The organism is Xenorhabdus eapokensis (assembly GCF_001908105.1).
Genome location: NZ_MKGQ01000015.1, coordinates 23,248 through 41,756 on the forward strand (window position 1 = coordinate 23,248; position 18,509 = coordinate 41,756).

General features: G+C 45.3%; 8 protein-coding genes and 1 pseudogene. 6 read left to right on the forward strand and 3 right to left on the reverse strand.

The features are described 5' to 3' along the window. Nucleotides 1–99: 99 nt before the first annotated feature. A pseudogene (locus Xedl_RS11530) lies at nt 100–6,093 on the forward strand (amino acid adenylation domain-containing protein); the annotation flags it as partial. Nucleotides 6,094–6,241: 148 nt separating this feature from the next. Here Xedl_RS11530 and sfnG read toward each other — a convergent pair. After that, a complete protein-coding gene (gene sfnG / locus Xedl_RS11535; protein WP_074023842.1) occupies nt 6,242–7,324 on the reverse strand; it encodes a dimethylsulfone monooxygenase SfnG in 1,083 nt (360 codons plus the stop codon). A 422-nt stretch (nt 7,325–7,746) separates the two neighbouring features. Here sfnG and Xedl_RS11540 point away from each other — a divergent pair, with 422 nt between their 5' ends. The 3 genes from Xedl_RS11540 (at nt 7,747) to speD (ending at nt 11,922) form a co-directional block, all read left to right on the forward strand. Beyond that, on the forward strand, nt 7,747–8,856 hold the full coding sequence (locus Xedl_RS11540; protein ID WP_074023843.1) for an S-(hydroxymethyl)glutathione dehydrogenase/class III alcohol dehydrogenase: 1,110 nt from the start codon (nt 7,747–7,749) through the stop codon (nt 8,854–8,856). A gap of 100 nt (nt 8,857–8,956) precedes the next feature. Beyond that, nucleotides 8,957–9,802, forward strand: a complete 846-nt coding sequence (gene fghA, locus Xedl_RS11545) for an S-formylglutathione hydrolase (protein ID WP_074023844.1) — start codon at nt 8,957–8,959, stop codon at nt 9,800–9,802. 614 nt (nt 9,803–10,416) lie between these two features. Continuing rightward, on the forward strand, nt 10,417–11,922 hold the full coding sequence (gene speD / locus Xedl_RS11550; RefSeq protein ID WP_074023845.1) for an adenosylmethionine decarboxylase: 1,506 nt from the start codon (nt 10,417–10,419) through the stop codon (nt 11,920–11,922). Nucleotides 11,923–12,148: 226 nt separating this feature from the next. On the opposite strand, the gene xseA is transcribed toward speD, so the two are convergent. After that, nucleotides 12,149–13,498, reverse strand: coding sequence for an exodeoxyribonuclease VII large subunit (gene xseA, locus Xedl_RS11555; protein ID WP_074023846.1), 1,350 nt, complete (start codon nt 13,496–13,498; stop codon nt 12,149–12,151). Nucleotides 13,499–13,671: 173 nt separating this feature from the next. On the opposite strand from xseA, the gene guaB reads away from it, so the two are divergent. Together guaB and guaA are read left to right on the forward strand one after the other, a co-directional pair. Further along, entirely contained in the window at nt 13,672–15,138 is a 1,467-nt protein-coding gene (guaB, locus tag Xedl_RS11560) for an IMP dehydrogenase (RefSeq protein WP_074023847.1), read from the forward strand. 78 nt (nt 15,139–15,216) lie between these two features. Then, entirely contained in the window at nt 15,217–16,794 is a 1,578-nt protein-coding gene (gene guaA / locus Xedl_RS11565; protein ID WP_074023848.1) for a glutamine-hydrolyzing GMP synthase, read from the forward strand. A gap of 186 nt (nt 16,795–16,980) precedes the next feature. Here guaA and putP read toward each other — a convergent pair whose 3' ends face one another. Further along, nucleotides 16,981–18,465 carry a sodium/proline symporter PutP gene (putP, locus tag Xedl_RS11570; protein WP_074023849.1) on the reverse strand — a complete coding sequence of 495 codons (1,485 nt, stop codon included), beginning with the start codon at nt 18,463–18,465 and terminating at the stop codon, nt 16,981–16,983. Nucleotides 18,466–18,509 lie beyond the last annotated feature (44 nt).

Sequence of the window (18,509 nt, forward strand, 5' to 3'; positions counted from 1 at the left end):
GTGTGCGTTGAAGAATTTATGACCGCCTTTTCATCAGGGCAACAACCGGGAGTGAGAAAAATGAGTGTATCGTTATTATGAAAGCTTATTTGCGCCCGCCTCTATCTCGCCCAACGGGCTAGTCTGTTGCCGGGCGCTATCCTGTCCGGTTATTTAGCAGATCAGGCTATCAGCCATGTTCTCTTGTCACCGACTGCATTAGCCGCGATGGATTCCCTGCCCGATACCCTGCAAACCTTGCTGGTAGGGGGCGAGGCCTGTCCGCCACACCTCATCAAACGCTGGTCACCGGGACGGCAGATACTCAATGCCTACGGGCCAACGGAAACCACGGTCTGTGCCACACTCTATCCCTGTTTCTCTTCAGGTGATAACCCACCACCGATTGGTCGGCCAATTGCCAATACCCGTATTTATATTCTGAATGCACACGGCCAGCCCGTTCCTTGCGGGGCGGCGGGGGAAATTTATATTGCCGGTGCCGGCGTCGCCCGCGGTTATCTCAATCGCCCAGAGTTAACCGCGGAACGCTTTGTTCCCGACCCGTTCTCAACCACACCTCATGCCCGTATGTACAAAACCGGCGACCTCGGCCGCTGGTTACCCGATGGCAATATTGAATATCTGGGGCGCAATGATTTTCAGGTCAAGCTGCGCGGCTTCCGTATTGAGTTAGGGGAAATCGAAGCCCGACTCACCCAATGTGACGGCGTGCGTGAGGCAGTGGTACTGGCGCGTGAAGATGAGCCGGGGCAGAAACGGCTGGTCGCCTATCTGCGACCCGAAGAAGGAAGTGAATTGGTGCCCGCTGATTTGCGTCAGCAACTGACGCCGCATCTTATTGACTATATGCTGCCCAGTGCCTTTGTCACGTTAGAAGCGTTTCCGCTCACCCCGAACGACAAACTCGACCGTCAGGCCCTGCCAGCCCCCGATTTATCGGCTGTCGTGGCGCGCGGCTATGAAGCCCCCGTCGGTGAGACCGAAATCGCCCTGGCGCAGATTTGGCAAAAATTATTGGGTCTGGAACAGGTCAGTCGCCATGACCATTTCTTTGAACTCGGCGGCCATTCGCTGATAATTGTCAGTCTGGTCGAAGAATTACGCCATCTGGGCTGGCAACTCGAGGTTCGCCGTGTATTCGCCTCACCGGTTCTAACCGATATGGCTGAGGCTATCCGGCATGAGGCCAGCACCTTTGTCGTGCCCCCCAATCGTATCCCCGACGATTGCTCGGCCATCACCCCCGATATGCTGCCGTTGGTTTCGCTTTCCCAACCTGATATTGATGCCATCATTGAGCAGATCCCAGGCGGCGCCAAAAATGTGCAGGATATCTATCCCCTGTCTCCCTTGCAGGAAGGTATCCTGTTCCACCATCTGTTACAGACCCAGGGGGATACCTATCTGTTGCGAAGTTTACTCGCTTTCGATACCCGTGATCGTCTCGATAGCTTCCTGAACGCCCTGCAACAGGTCATCAACCGCCATGATATCCTGCGCACTTCCGTCTTCTGGCAAGGATTGGAGCAACCGGTGCAGGTGGTCTGGCGTCAGGCGTCACTGACTGTCCGTGAATTCACTGCGGCCACAACGGATGATATTCCGGCACAGTTACAGGCTTATACTGATCCGCGCCAGCACCGTATCAATCTGAATCACGCCCCGCTGTTTGCCGCCGATATCGCCCATGATCCGGCACAAAATGAATGGCTGCTGGCGTTGCGTTTCCACCATCTGGTCAGTGACCATATGACCCTGGAGCTGATTTTGGCGGAAATGACCCAGATACTTCTGGGCAATGCCAAAACGCTGCCCGCTATGCTGCCCTACCGCAACTTTATTGCCCAAACATTAAGTGTGCCAGTGGCAGAGCATGAAGCCTATTTCCGCGCCCGACTGGCGGATATTGATGAACCCACCGCCCCCTTTGGGGTACTCAATGTACCCAGCGATAAGGGCGATAATAGTGTTATCACCAAACACCAGCTTCTGCTTGATCCCACATTGTCGCAGACCCTTCGCTCTCAGGTGCGTCGTATTGGCGTGAGTTCTAGTGTGCTGTTCCATGTGGCCTGGGCGCAAGTGTTGGCCCAGACCAGCGGCCGCAATGATGTGGTATTTGGCTCTGTGCTACTGGGTCGCTTGCAAGGCGGCGCCGGGGCTGATCGCATATTGGGGATGTTTATCAACACGTTACCTCTGCGTATCTCTCTGGGCGGGCGCACGGTGCAAGAAATTGTGCAGGAGACCTACCAAAACCTGACCGCCTTACTGGAACATGAGCAAGCGCCATTAGCGCTGGCACAACGGTGCAGTGGCGTGGCACAACCGATGCCGCTGTTTAGTACCTTGCTCAATTACCGCCATAGCCGGCCAAACACGAATAATACGGCCTGGGATGGCATGCGCCCGTTGTTTTCTGAGGAGCGAACTAATTACCCGTTGACCCTCGCAGTGGATGACCTTGGGGAAGATTTCAGCATATCAGTCAAGGCCGCCGAGACAATTGATCCTGCCCGAATAGCGGATTATTTGGTCGCAACCATCAGCGGCTTGACCGAAGCCCTGATGAACAAACCCCAGCGGCCGGTGTTGGATCTGTCAATTCTGCCTGCCACTGAGCGCCAACAGCTACTGGTCGAATTCAACACTACCGAAACTGACTTCCCACAAAACAGCCTGATCCATGAACTGTTTGAGCAACAAGCCGCCCGCACGCCTGAAGCCACCGCCGTAGTCTTCGAAGATCTGTCTTTCAGCTTCCGTGAACTGAATTGCCGTGCCAATCGTCTGGCGCATCAGCTAATCGCTATGGGGGTACGTCCTGATGATCGTGTGGCTCTCTGTGTTGAACGTAGCCTGGAAATGATGGTGGGACTGCTGGCTATCCTCAAAGCCGGCGGAGCCTATGTGCCACTGGATCCAGCTTATCCGGCTGAACGACTGGCTTACATGATAGACGATGCAGCACCAGTAGCTCTGCTTACCCAGTCTGCACTTGTTGAAGTGCTGGATAGCAACTTACCCTGCCTATTACTCGATACTCAGTCACCCCCTGTTTTTGATAAGGGCACTGAAAATAATCCCGATGCGCAAACGCGGGGGCTGACACCACACCATCTGGCCTATGTGATTTACACTTCCGGTTCTACCGGACAACCCAAAGGGGTGATGGTGACACATAGGAATGTTATCAATCTGCTGACGGGATTGAATACCGCGCTCGCCCTCACCCCGCCGTGTCGCATAGCCATGAATGCCAGTATTGTGTTCGATGCCTCGGTGAAAATCTGGCTGCAGTTACTCTCAGGCCACACATTGATTATCGTGCCTGAAGAGATCCGTGCCGATAGCCAGCAACTCTGGCGCTATTTTGCCCGCCATCTTGTGGACATGTTCGACTGCACGCCAGTTCAATTACAATGGCTGTTAGAGACCGGATTGGGAACACGGGCAGGTTATCAACCTAAATTGGTGCTGATTGGGGGTGACACCATTCCCCCTTCCATGTGGTCTCGGCTGCAAGACATAGCAACCACCCGCTTTATCAACGTTTACGGACCCACAGAGTGTACGGTAGACGCCACACTCTGTCCGATTAGTTTATCATTGTCACAACCCAGCATTGGTCAGCCAATAGCTAACACTCAGATCTATATTCTGAATACACAAGGCCAGTTGCTGCCTCTTGGCGTTGCCGGTGAGATTTATATTGGCGGCACCGGCGTCGCCCGCGGCTATCTCAACCGGCCTGAGTTAACCGCGGAACGCTTTGTTCCCGACCCGTTCTCAACCACCCCTCATGCCCGCATGTACAAAACCGGCGACCTCGGCCGCTGGCTGCCCGATGGCAATATTGAATATCTGGGGCGCAATGATTTTCAGGTCAAGATCCGCGGCTTCCGCATTGAGTTAGGGGAAATCGAAGCCAGACTCACCGAATATGACGGTGTGCGTGAGGCAGTGGTGATTGCCCGCGAAGACAAACCGGGGCAGAAACGGCTGGTCGCCTATCTGCGCCCCGAAGAAGGGGTTGAATTGGTGCCTGCGGCACTGCGCCAACAACTGACGCAGCATCTGGCTGATTATATGCTGCCCAGTGCCTTTGTCACCGTCGAAAATTTCCCGCTCACCCCGAACGGCAAACTCGACCGTCAGGCGCTGCCGGCTCCCGATTTATCGGCGGTCGTGGCGCGTGGCTATGAAGCCCCCGTCGGGGAGACCGAAATCGCCCTGGCGCAGATTTGGCAAGATTTACTAGGGCTAGAAAGGATTAGCCGCCATGACCATTTCTTTGAGCTTGGCGGGCACTCACTGCTCGCTATGCAGTTGTTGAATCACATGCGCGAACAAAACATGGAGGTTTCACTGACTACCTTATTCGCCCATCCAACCTTATGTGATCTGGCACAGGCTGTTAAGGAGCACTTCGTCATGCCAGTATCTCCATTTGATGAAAATCCTGTACCGCTCAATCCGGCTGGTACTTTGCTACCTTTATTCTTGGTTCACGAAACTTCCGGTGATCCACTGGTGTATTCTCCTTTGGCTATCCTGTTGCCATCTGAACTTCCAGTCTATGCCTTGCAGGCGCTCGGCATCCATACACTGGAACATCCTCCGATGTCGATTGAAGCGCTGGCCACTTGCCATATTCAGGCCATTCGCCGTATCCAACCACAAGGGCCTTATCGTCTAATTGGCTGGTCGATTGGTGGCTTGATTGCCTATGAGATAGCCCAGCAATTAACAAGTGACGGTGAGACAGTTGAGTTTCTCGGTATGATCGATTCCTATTATAATGCCCTTAAAGAGAGTGGAGAGATCTCAACAACTGCCGACCAATCTGTAAACAAGAAAGCAAGGCAAATAGAATTAGTCATTAACTCACTCTATGCCCAAAAGATTATTAACGATAAAAGGAATTTGGCAGAGCTGCAAGATTTCAATGACATAGATCAGGTACTTGATCACTTTATTGAACACCAGTGGTTGCCGGCAGGTATCACACGCGAAGATATTCTCCTGCGTGTCTATACCGCCGATAGGGTTTCACAGCTTGGCCAAGAGTACATCGCGCAAGAATCCGCCTTACCTGTCCACCTCTATATTGCGGAAAAGTCAATCAACGGCGACCGTTGGCGCGGCTGGCATGACATTGTCGGCCACGATTCGGTGCTCCACCCTATCGGCGGGACACATTTCTCCATCATGCATCCTCCCCTGCTAAACCAAGTCGTGGATTCAGTCACTGAAAACTTGCGGGATGTTCCTACTTTCGACCCACTGGTTATTATTCAGCAGGGCTCTCCATCTGTATCGCCGCTATTTTGTCTGCCTGGTGCCGGTGCCAGCCCCTCCAGTTTGCTCGAACTGGCCCTATCGTTCCCACAGCAACTTCCGGTATACGCTTTACAGGCACGTGGGTTCATGATTGAGCATCATTTTCCTTACAGCAGTGTTGAAGGGGCGGCTCGTGCCTATGTCCAGCATATCCGGCAAATCCAGCCTCATGGCCCTTATCACCTGCTAGGCCACTCTTTTGGTGGTTGGATTGCCTTTGAAATAGCCTTGCAATTGCAAGCTGAAGGAGAGCAGGTATCCGATCTTATTCTTATCGATACCGATGAACCTGACCAGCAAGGAAGTGCCCTCAAGTCAGTCAACCATATTGAGACAATAATGGAGTTGATCGATATCTATAATATGATATTAAACCAGTCTCTTCCGCTCACCAGACAAGATTTTGATGATCTGGCGCCGGATGAACAAATTCAGCATCTGCACCGTGCTCTGGTTAAGGTCGGTCTCTTTCCGGCAAAAACACCAATATCACTGTTGCAAGGAATTGTTCGCGTTATGCAGGCTAATCTGAATACAGGTTATATACCCCGTACCCGTTATGAAGGGCTTATGCATCTGATTAACGCAGAGGAAGGCGATAAGGATGAAAGGAGAGTTCGTGAAACCCAGTGGCGTCTTCACGTAGCAGAACTCAATACAATGGTTGTGTCCGGCAATCATATGACTATGTTATCCGCACCCTATGTCGGGCAATGGATAACCAGCCTATGGCAGAATATTGAGTGAGTAACCTGATATCCCAGTATAAATTTGATTAACTGATATACCCAATAGATTTCAAACTGCCGCTATACTGCAACCTGAAATCTATTGGGTTCTTTTTTATGCATAGAAAACGCGAATAATGCGTCGTTTAAAAACAATAAATGATGACTCAATCAGCTTGTTGTTCCAATTCCCTAACCAGTGGGATCACGTTTTTACCAAAATACTCTAGCTCTTCCTGCATATGCAAAAATCCAAGCAACATCAGGTTTACGCCAACCTTCTTATATTCAATAATTCGTTGGGCTATTTGTAATGGTGTACCAATAAGGTTAGTTTTAAAGCCGTCATTATACTGTACAAGATCTTCGAACGTTGATTTTGCCCAATTCCCTTCTTTTTCCGGTGATGCATTCCCCGCATTTTGTACTTCATGATGGAAACTGTTCACCGCTTCAAAATCACTGTTATCTAAAATATCCTGTAATACTGCACGAGCCTCTTTCTCGTCATCACGGGCAATAGCAAAACCATTAACACCTATTTTTACCTGATGATTATGCAATAAGGCTTTAGCTTTGATATCTTCGATTTGTTTGTGAATATATTCCACACTGCCACCATTAGTAAAATACCAATCGGAAACACGTGCCGCCATGTCTCTGGCCGCTCTGGAACTCCCTCCTTGAAAAATTTCCGGTCGTGGTGCCTGTGGCTTGGGGTTTAAAACATAATCATGAAAACGATAAAAATCACCAGAAAAACTGAAAGCCGGTTGCGACCAGATCCCTTGCAAACAACGGATAAATTCTTCAGAACGTAAATAGCGTTCTTCATGATCCAACCAGGGTTCACCAATCGCTTTGAACTCACCGCGAAACCAACCACTCACAATATTAACCGCAATACGGGCACCATAGAGCTGACTGATTGTTGCTATCTGTTTAGCGGCCAATACCGGTTTCCAAGGCCCAGGTAAAAGAGCTGCGATGATTTTCAAGTTATTTGTTACTGAAAGCAGATCTTGCGAAAAAGCCATCGATTCATGTTGGTTTTCAGCACCATACCCAGCCGTAAATCTAATTTGGGTCAATGCATAGTCAAAACCTACATTTTCGGCGATTTGAGCCAGCCTGCGATTATAAGTATGATCCCAGTGAGTACGTTGCTGGATTTTACTTATAACCAATCCACCTGAAACATTGGGTACCCAATAAGCAAATTTAATGGGTTGAGAATTGAATTCAGCCATTAAACCTCCATTATTTGAAATTAGAATATAACTATTCGGGAAGAGCGTTTATCATCTTCAATGATTTTTATAGATCGATATCACACCAAGCAACTGATGAGACATATTATTAGCAGGCCTTGATAAAATTTATTATTTTATTTTAAATAATTTACAAAAAACATTATTTCTCAATTTAAAGTCAACTCATGGTTATGGGATCTTTTATCAAAATCCCTTTAAAAAACAAAAGAATTTAAGGATTTATTGAGTCAGGCACTCAATATAAAACACTAAATATTTCCAATTAATATTTTTTAAATACAATAAGATTGGTCATAGCTCAAAAATAAAATCACACCATCCGGATAATATCCAGATAAATAGAAGTATTAAAATATTCTGTTTAACAATTATTCTGTTTAACAATAAAGAGGGGTTATATGAAATCACGTGCTGCCGTTGCCTTTGAACCAAACAAACCACTCGAAATTATCGAAATTGACGTTGCTCCACCAAAAGCGGGTGAAGTCATGATAAAAATCAGCCATACGGGTGTCTGCCATACGGATGCCTTTACCCTTTCAGGCAGCGATCCTGAAGGAATATTTCCTGTTATTCTGGGCCATGAAGGGGCCGGTGTTGTTGTCGAAGTGGGTGACGGTGTCACAAGTGTCAAACCCGGTGACCATGTCATTCCACTATACGCGGCAGAATGTGGCAAATGTGAGTTCTGTCGGTCTGGGAAAACTAACCTTTGCATCGCAGTCCGTGAAACGCAAGGTAAAGGTCTCATGCCAGATGGCACAACACGCTTTTCTTACAACGGAAAACCTATCTATCATTACATGGGGTGTTCCACATTCAGTGAATACACTGTCGTAGCTGAAGTATCCGTGGCAAAAATAAATCCAACAGCAAACCATGAACAAGTTTGCCTATTGGGCTGTGGTGTGACTACTGGTATCGGTGCCGTACACAATACCGCCAAAGTGCAACCGGGAGATTCTGTTGCTGTTTTCGGGCTGGGTGGGATTGGTCTGGCCGTTGTTCAGGGCGCTCGCCAGGCAAAAGCGGGACGCATTATTGCCATTGATACCAATCCCACTAAATTTGATCTTGCCAGACAATTTGGTGCCACTGATTGCCTCAATCCCAATGACTACGACAAACCTATTCAACAGGTGATTGTGGAGATGACCAAATGGGGTGTTGATCATACTTTCGAATGTATCGGTAATGTCAATGTCATGCGTGCCGCTCTGGAAAGCGCACATCGAGGATGGGGGCAATCAGTCATCATCGGTGTAGCGGGCGCTGGGCAAGAAATTTCCACTCGGCCATTCCAACTTATTACCGGACGTACATGGAAAGGCACAGCTTTCGGTGGCGTAAAAGGACGCAGCCAATTACCGGAAATGGTGGAAAAGGCGATGAAAGGTGAAATCGAACTTGCACCTTTCGTTAGCCATACAATGGCTCTGGAAAATATTAATGAGGCTTTCAAACTGATGCATGCAGGTAAATCGATCCGAACAGTCATTTACTACTGATTAAATCTGGATCGTAGACAGAAAACCGTGTTGCAAGCCAACACGGTATCTGACAAGTAATAAAATAATCACTGCAACAAATGACCTTAGAGAGGAAATAATGGAAAGAATCGAACACCACACCTGTTTTGGTGGATGGCAGGATGTCTATCAACATAAATCAAAAGTTCTGGCTTGCCAGATGCGTTTTGCCATTTTCTTGCCCCCTCAGGTTAAAGACAGAAGATTACCCGTCCTTTACTGGCTCTCCGGCTTGACCTGTACCGAGCAAAATTTCATGACAAAATCAGGTGCCCAACGTTATGCTGCTGAACAGGGTATCGTCATTGTTGCTCCAGATACCAGCCCACGAGGTGATGATGTCGCTGACGATCCCGCCTATGATCTTGGAAAAGGTGCTGGCTTTTATCTCAATGCATCAGAACAGCCGTGGGCTTCACACTATCGTATGTATGATTATGTTGTTTCAGAACTTCCCAAGCTGATTGAAACACACTTTGCGGTAACGAATATACGGGCAATCAGTGGGCACTCAATGGGAGGTCATGGTGCAATGATCATTGCATTGAAAAATCCAGGTCGTTATTGCAGTGTATCGGCATTCTCACCTATTGTGGCTCCTGGCCAGGTTCCGTGGGGAATAAAAGCATTTTCAGCCTATCTTGGCGAAAATACATCAGATTGGAAACAATATGACACTGTAGAACTGATCAGGAATGCGCAAGAACAGCTTCCTATTTTGATTGATCAGGGTCTCAATGATGACTTTTTAGATGAACAGTTACGCCCTCATTTATTGCAAGATATTTGCGATGAAACCGGTTATCCAGTAACTATCAATCTTCGGCCAGAATATGATCATAGCTACTACTTTATCGCCAGCTTTATTGAAGATCATATCTCTTATCATGCCAAAGCAATGCAAAGGCATATTGAGCGGAAATAATTAGTTCAAGTCGAGATAGCTATAATTTCCGCCTACAATCCAGATGGGAATATTCTGGTAAAACACTTACTTTGAGGTGTGATGAACCATATCTAGTGGCAAATTCTTTCATCGCCGTGGAAGAAAACAGCTCATCCTTTTCGGCAATTAAAAAACAGTCGCGTTATGATTATTTTCTACGTGATAATTATTTATTGTTATTATTTGACTAATTTAGTAAAGAATAAAATACGGGTTATTGTTATTTAAAAAATCCAATTGTTTTTTACCCAATAAAACTGAGAAATATACTCCAACTTGAGTATATTTACATTAATTTTGCGAATAATATCACAATACTGGTGGATTCAGTTAAGAAAAAAATACAAACACATTACCCTTATTTATTGTTTCAAAAGTAATAGAAACTAGTTGAAAATTATAATCACTTATATAATGGCTAAATTTATAAACAGTATAAGTGAATTTCCAGAATTTATGGCAGGAGGATAAATTGCAGACTTCAGAAAGAACAACAGTAGTAGTAGATTCAAGTGGAATTTAAACATCTGGGTTAATAATTCTGAGTTTTAATTACGTTGTAAAATTAGTAAATCACGTAAAAAGAGATTACCATGAACACGCTGAATGTTATAAGAAATAATATGAAGTTGTCACACCCAGTTGAAGTGCTAGAGACATTATTAATACGCTTATATTTATATGACCGCACATCAAATAAAGATATTTCATTAAAAAGCGGTTTACCTATTCCTATCATTTTCGCATTTAAAAAAGAATTAATCAAATATGATTACGCTGAAAACAAAGGTATTTTTAGGTTAAACTCTATCGGCGTAAAATACGTACAAGATGAACTGGGATACCGATCAATTGATATAAATAAATATAACTTGCTGTCATCAGAGGAGAAACGAGAAGAGTTTGAGCAAGAGCTTTCCGTTTTATTGGCGCCTATATATAACAGCAGACCTAAAGTCAATGTTTTGTTAGATCAAGCACATGCGACATTAGAGACATCAATACGCCGGGTAATGCTATTACTTAATAACCCAAGAGTATTTAAACAAAATATTTTATTTTTGGGTGATGATGATTTGACTTCCTTAGCCCTGATGATGGCATTTAAAAAGCTCGGCCACGACTGCTCAAAAAATATTTTTGTCAAGGATATCGATCAGGACCTACTAATATTTATTCGGGATGTCGCAGAGCAAAATAATTTTGTCATTAATACTGAATATTTAGATCTAAAACTCTCTAATGTATACACTAAAAATTTTGACATCGTCTTGACAGATCCTCCTTATACATTGAGCGGATTAAAACTATTTTTATCACGTGCTATTAGTTTCACTAAAAATGATAATAGTGAGATTTTACTCTCCTTTGGTCAAAAAAAACCAATGGAAAACCAAGAAGTTCAAAAATTATTTAACAACCAGAATCTTCTTATCAGACATATTTATCCGCAATTCAATAAATATCATGGCGGAAGTATTATCAGTAATGTCAGCGATCTCTATGTTCTTTCTGTTACACCTCTAACGTACCCGACAATCCCAAGGGAAAATAATTATTCAGATAAACTCTATACCGGAGAAATTAACCCTCGTATAAAATTTTACCAATGTAAATCATGTAATAATATGATAACCATTGGACACGGAAAGAACATATTAACGATAGAACAGCTCATAGAGGCAACTTGTAATAAGTGTCACGGCACTAAATTTCAATATCGTGGTCAGGAAAAAGTCAGTACACCGGATAATACACGACAACTTGGCACTCACATGATCATAGATATGAAAGATTGTGATGCAGAGGTACTGAAATCTGTATCAGCCATTGAAAAAATCATGCTTGATACTGCCCAACAATGTGAGCTGAATGTGGTTACTCATCACTTCCATCAATTCCAACCATGGGGTGTCAGTGGTGCGCTAATATTAGCAGAGTCACATTTTACTATTCACACATGGCCTGAACATCAATATGCCGCTCTTGATTTATTCGTTTGCAATGAATTTAAACATCAAGATACATTTATGATGCAGCTACAAACGCAGCTTAATGCTCAAGAATATGAATATAAAATACTACAGCGGGGTTTTTAATTTTAAAGCCCTGAAAGCCTCGTTTAGATTAAATCGTTTTATATAAAAAATATTCAAATAAGTTTCACCTCTATACTGCATTATCCTTGACCAAACATTTTCATTTGTCATATTTATCCAATCAATGTGATTAAAATGGATAACCAAACGAAATTGGATAGGGATTGATTTCTATTAACACGGTGTATAAACACAGAATAAGCCCCAGGCTGGGGCTGCTTTTTATTTAGGATCCAAATCCAATTTGTGTCACCTGACTCTCAACCCAGCCATCCTGCAACCGTGTTTTCAGCATATCACCTGCTTTTACTTGTTTAACCTGCCTTAATAATTTTCCATCAGGAGCTTCGCTAATACTGTAACCACGACCCAACGTTGCCAATGGGCTGACAGCCTCCATACGCGAGCAGGAAACAGCAAATTTTTCCCGATAACGCCCCAGCTGCCGTTCAATGGCCTGTTTCAAGCGGAAATCAAACTGCTGGATAGATTGGCTATGACGCTGGATTTCCCTCTCAGGGTGAATTTGCAGTAATCGCTGATTCAATTTTTCATATGAAATTGAGTGCTGTTTTAGGCAACGTAAAAAACTATCAATCAACTTTTGCCGTAACTCAGCTAAATGATTCTGCTGACGCGCCAATTGCAAATCAGGACGTTGCTGCTGAAGACGGTGCTGCAATACATTAAATTCCTGTCGTTTTTGCGCGAAGAAATAATCCATCGCCATTTCCAGGCGTTGTTGCAGGGATTGGATTTGCCGTAATAATTCTGTTTGATTGCGGCTAACCAACTCTGCTGCCGCAGAAGGCGTTGGTGCACGTAAATCAGCGACAAAATCCGCAATGGTGATATCGGTTTCATGGCCGACAGCGCTGACAATGGGAATATGACTTTGGAATATTGCCCGTGCCACTTGTTCATCATTAAAACACCATAAGTCTTCCAGCGATCCTCCGCCACGTCCGACAATCAGAACATCACACTCTTGTCGCGCATTTGCCAGCTCGATTGCCCGAATAATCTGTAATGGTGCTTCGGCTCCCTGAACAACGGTAGGATAAATAACAACGGGCAAGGAAGGATCACGGCGTTTCAAGATATGCAAAATATCGTGCAATGCAGCACCACTGGAAGATGTGACGACACCGAGTCGTTTTGCCGGAGAGGGAAGTGACTTTTTATGAAGCTGATCAAATAAGCCTTCTGTGGCGAGTTTTTGCTTCAATATTTCAAACTGTTGTTGCAACAAACCATCACCCGCAGGCTGAATACTTTCCACTATCAGTTGATAATCACCCCGCGGTTCATACAGAGTAATTTGTGCCCGAACCAATACCTGTTGACCATTTTGTGGACGAAACGTTGCCCGCAGGTTATGACTTCGAAACATGGCAGCACGAACTTGTGCACGTTCATCTTTTAATGTGAAGTACCAATGCCCTGATGATGGCTGAGAAAAATTGGACATTTCAGCGGACAACCAAATTCTGCCCATTTCCAGCTCCAATAGCTGACGAACAGTCTGATTCAAACGGCTGACAGAAAAAATTCCGGTATGGGTTGGTAGTGACATGTGAGCTAGATCAAATTTTAAAACAAGGACTTAATTAACCGATATTAGTCTCATTACACGACTAAGCAAGAATTTTTTTCAAAAAATGCTGGAGGCAACCGATTTCGGCCTGTATAATGCCGCGGCAATATTTTATCCCTCTTATTGCTCCATAGCCTGGTGAGATATTGCCCATGTTACGAATTAAAAAAGAAGCATTAACTTTTGACGATGTATTGTTGGTTCCTGCCCACTCAACAGTCTTGCCTAACACCGCAGATCTGTCCACCCAATTAACTTCCACCATTCGCCTGAACGTACCTATGCTTTCCGCAGCTATGGATACTGTAACGGAATCTTCATTGGCAATCGCACTGGCACAAGAAGGGGGCATTGGCTTCATTCATAAAAATATGTCAATTGAACGCCAGGCTGAAGAAGTCAGCCGCGTGAAGAAGCATGAAAGTGGTGTAGTCACTGATCCTGTTACTGTAACGCCACAAACAACTCTGCGCGAAGTTCATGAACTGGCTGAACGCAATGGTTTTGCAGGTTATCCAGTGGTAACAGAACAGAACGAATTAGTGGGCATTATTACTGGCCGCGATGTGCGTTTCGTGACTGATCTGAATCAGCCTGTGACGGCAGTGATGACCCCTAAAGAACGTTTGGTAACTGTAAAAGAAGGCGAAGCTCGTGAAGTGGTTTTGCATAAAATGCACGAAAAACGGGTAGAGAAAGCGCTGGTTGTTGATGATAACTTCCATCTGCTTGGCATGATTACAGTAAAAGACTTCCAGAAAGCGGAGCGTAAACCAAACGCATGTAAAGACGAACAAGGCCGTTTGCGTGTCGGTGCGGCAGTTGGCGCAGGTGCTGGCAACGAAGAGCGGGTTGATGCATTGGTTGCTGCGGGTGTCGATGTACTGCTTATTGACTCTTCTCACGGCCATTCTGAAGGTGTATTACAGCGTATTCGTGAAACTCGCGCTAAGTATCCTGATCTGCAAATCATCGGCGGTAATGTAGCAACGGGTGAAGGCGCTAAGGCACTGGTAGAAGCGGGTGTGAATGCGGTTAAAGTGGGTATCGGCCCTGGTTCTATTTGTACGACTCGTATCGTTACTGGTGTTGGTGTTCCCCAGATTACTGCTATTGCCGATGCGGTTGAAGCACTGGCAGGCACCGGTATCCCTGTGATTGCAGATGGTGGGATCCGTTTCTCCGGTGACATCGCCAAAGCGATTGCGGCAGGTGCATCATGTGTGATGGTAGGTTCCATGCTGGCAGGGACAGAAGAGTCACCAGGAGAAATCGAGCTTTATCAAGGCCGTTCGTTCAAATCTTACCGCGGCATGGGTTCTTTGGGCGCGATGTCCAAAGGTTCCTCTGATCGTTACTTCCAGACTGATAATGCGGCTGACAAACTGGTTCCTGAAGGCATCGAAGGTCGGGTGGCTTACAAGGGTCTGCTGAAAAATATTGTCCACCAGCAAATGGGCGGTTTGCGTTCCTGTATGGGGCTGACCGGTTGTGCAACCATTGATGAACTGAGAACTAAAGCAGAATTCGTTCGTATCAGTGGTGCGGGTATTCAGGAAAGCCACGTTCATGACGTGACAATCACCAAAGAATCACCTAACTACCGTTTAGGTCTGTAATTTATTTAGAGTGGCCCACCCTAGGGCCACTGATTTTTTTATTTTTTAATTGCCACTTGTTTTTGGAACTCACCTCAAATGACAACTAATATCCATCAGCATCGCATTTTGATCCTTGATTTTGGTTCGCAATATACTCAGCTTATTGCTCGCCGCATTCGTGAAATCGGTGTTTATTGTGAACTTTGGACATGGAATGTCACTGAAGAACAAATCCGTGAATTTAACCCGAATGGTATTATCCTTTCTGGTGGACCAGAGAGCACGACTGAGCACAATAGCCCACGTGCGCCGGAGTATGTTTTCAATGCGGGCGTACCTGTACTGGGTGTCTGCTATGGTATGCAAACCATGTCTATGCAATTGGGCGGCCAGGTTTCCAACTCTGATGAGCGTGAATTTGGTTATGCGCAGGTTGAAATCAAGAATAATTGCGAACTATTCCGCGATATTCAAGATGTTCTGAGTGAAACCGGCAAACCACTGCTGGATGTATGGATGAGTCATGGCGATAAAGTAACGGCTATCCCTGCTGGTTTCACAACGATTGCCAGCACTGATACTTGTCCGTTTGCCATCATGGCTAATGACGAAAAACGGTTTTATGGTGTGCAGTTCCACCCGGAAGTCACTCATACTCACCAGGGCACGAATATCCTGAAACGTTTCGTTCTGGATATTTGTCAATGTGAAGCGCTGTGGACACCTGCTTCTATCATTGAAGATATTGTAGAACGTCTGCGCGTACAGATTGGTGATGATCACGTTATTCTGGCACTGTCTGGCGGGGTGGATTCTTCTGTCACGGCACTGTTGCTGAATCGCGCAATTGGTAAGCGTTTGACTTGCGTTTTCGTAGACAATGGCCTGCTGCGTTTAAATGAAGCGGATCAAGTGATGGAGATGTTCGCCGGTAAATTTGACCTAAACATCATTCATGTTAAAGCGGAAGAACGTTTCCTGTCTGCATTGGCAGGAATTAATGATCCGGAAGCTAAACGCAAAGCCATTGGTCATGTATTTATTGATGTTTTTGATGAAGAAGCATCAAAACAAACTCAGGTTAAGTGGTTGGCACAGGGCACGATTTATCCAGATGTTATCGAATCAGCAGCATCTGCAACAGGTAATGCCCATGTTATTAAATCTCACCATAATGTCGGTGGCTTGCCAGACGATATGAAACTGGGTCTGGTTGAACCGCTGAAAGAGTTGTTCAAAGACGAAGTGCGCCGTATCGGTCTGGAGTTGGGGCTGCCACATGATATGCTATACCGCCACCCATTCCCAGGTCCGGGCCTTGGTGTTCGCGTATTGGGCGAAGTGAAGAAAGAATATTGTGATTTACTGCGTCGTGCCGATGCCATCTTTATTGAAGAACTGCACAAAGCGGATTTATACCATAAAGTCAGCCAGGCATTTACCGTGTTCCTGCCAGTGCGTTCTGTTGGTGTTATGGGTGATGGCCGTAAATATGACTGGGTTGTGTCCCTGCGTGCGGTAGAAACTATCGACTTTATGACCGCTCATTGGGCACATCTGCCATATGATTTCTTGGGTCGTGTATCGAACAGGATCATTAATGAAGTCGATGGTATTTCGCGGGTAGTCTATGACATCAGCGGTAAGCCACCAGCGACGATTGAGTGGGAATGATTTACGATAAATCGATAACAAAATTTAAGCACCCATAAATCTAAAACCATCAGTACGCTACTGATGGTTTTTTCGTTTACCACTCAGTGAAAGGGTTATCATGAACCGTTTTATACTACCATCGGCTATTTGCTACAGTGTCCTAACAAGCCCCTAAATATTCAGAGGCTTATTATTTTATTTGGATTACTTAGTCTTATAATGCGCTTCGGCTTTAAGAAAACGCTGTTGTGTCGCTTGGCTTGGCGCTTTTCCTAGCAAACTCACCACGATAATAGCAATCGTCGCGAAAATGAAACCTGGAATAATTTCATACAAGGAAAACCAACGGAACTCCATCCAAACCAGTACGGTGATAGCTCCCACCAACATACCAGCCAATGCACCATTGCGAGTCATGCGCTTCCACAATACCGAAATCAAAACCACCGGACCAAACGCCGCACCAAATCCAGCCCAGGCATTACTGACTAAAGCCAGTACCTTATTGTTTGGGTTAGTTGCGAGCGCGATAGCAATAATTGCCACCAGCAAAACCATCATACGACCAACCCATACCAATTCTTTCTGGCTAGCTTTGGTTCGTATAAATGCTTTATAGAGATCTTCCGTCAATGCGCTGGAACAAACCAACAACTGACAACTCAATGTACTCATAACCGCAGCCAGTACCGCAGACAACAATATTCCAGTGATCCACGGGTTAAATAAGAGCACACCTAATTCTATAAAGATACGCTCACGGTTTTGCAATACTGGCCCTGCCTGCTCAGGATATATTTCAAAATATGAGATACCAAAGAAGCCAACAGCCACAGTACCTGCAAGACACAAGAACATCCACGTCATACTGATGCGACGGGCTTTATGAATAGTCTGGTGAGAGTCTGCCGCCATGAAGCGAGCCAGAATATGTGGCTGACCAAAATAACCCAATCCCCATCCCAACAAAGAAACAATGGCAATAATATTCAGATTCTTAAACATATCTAAATAGGCCAGATTTTTTGCTTCAATAATATTGATAGCGGAGCTAACTCCCCCCACTTTGAACAGAACCAAAACAGGAACTAAAATCAAAGCAAAAATCATCAACGTTGCCTGAACTGTATCCGTCCAACTCACTGCCAAAAAACCACCAAGGAAGGTATAGGCAATCGTTGCCAATGCACCTAACCAGATAGCCTTTTCATAGCTGATGCCGAACGTGTTTTCAAACAACAGTCCACCCGCCACAACACCCGATGCACAGTAAATAGTAAAGAAAATCAAGATAACCAGTGCCGAGATAATACGCAGGATTTTACTTTTATCTTCAAAGCGATGAGTGAAATAATCTGGTAACGTCAATGCGTTATTACTCACTTCAGTATGAACGCGTAATCTACCTGCAATCCATCGCCAATTCAGGTATGCGCCTAATAGCAGCCCTAATGCGATCCAACTCTCTGAAATTCCAGAGAAAAAAATAGCCCCTGGCAACCCCATCAATAACCAGCCACTCATATCAGAAGCGCCAGCAGATAATGCCGTTACCACACTACCTAATCGCCGACCACCCAATATGTAATCATCAAAATTTTTGGTAGAACGATAAGCCATAAAACCTATCAGCAGCATTCCTGCGATATAGATAATGAAGGTAATGAGCATTGGTGAATTTACTGTCATGCAGGTTCTTCTCCATAGTGTTTTTATAAATTATGTATCTGCAA

What these genes read in the sequence shown, in the direction of transcription:
- guaB (WP_074023847.1), top strand. Translation starts at nt 13,672, where the DNA reads ATGTTACGAATTAAAAAAGAAGCATTAACTTTTGACGATGTATTGTTG.
- speD (WP_074023845.1), top strand. Translation starts at nt 10,417, where the DNA reads ATGAACACGCTGAATGTTATAAGAAATAATATGAAGTTGTCACACCCA.
- xseA (WP_074023846.1), bottom strand. Translation starts at nt 13,498, where the DNA reads ATGTCACTACCAACCCATACCGGAATTTTTTCTGTCAGCCGTTTGAAT.
- sfnG (WP_074023842.1), bottom strand. Translation starts at nt 7,324, where the DNA reads ATGGCTGAATTCAATTCTCAACCCATTAAATTTGCTTATTGGGTACCC.
- fghA (WP_074023844.1), top strand. Translation starts at nt 8,957, where the DNA reads ATGGAAAGAATCGAACACCACACCTGTTTTGGTGGATGGCAGGATGTC.
- guaA (WP_074023848.1), top strand. Translation starts at nt 15,217, where the DNA reads ATGACAACTAATATCCATCAGCATCGCATTTTGATCCTTGATTTTGGT.
- putP (WP_074023849.1), bottom strand. Translation starts at nt 18,465, where the DNA reads ATGACAGTAAATTCACCAATGCTCATTACCTTCATTATCTATATCGCA.
- Xedl_RS11540 (WP_074023843.1), top strand. Translation starts at nt 7,747, where the DNA reads ATGAAATCACGTGCTGCCGTTGCCTTTGAACCAAACAAACCACTCGAA.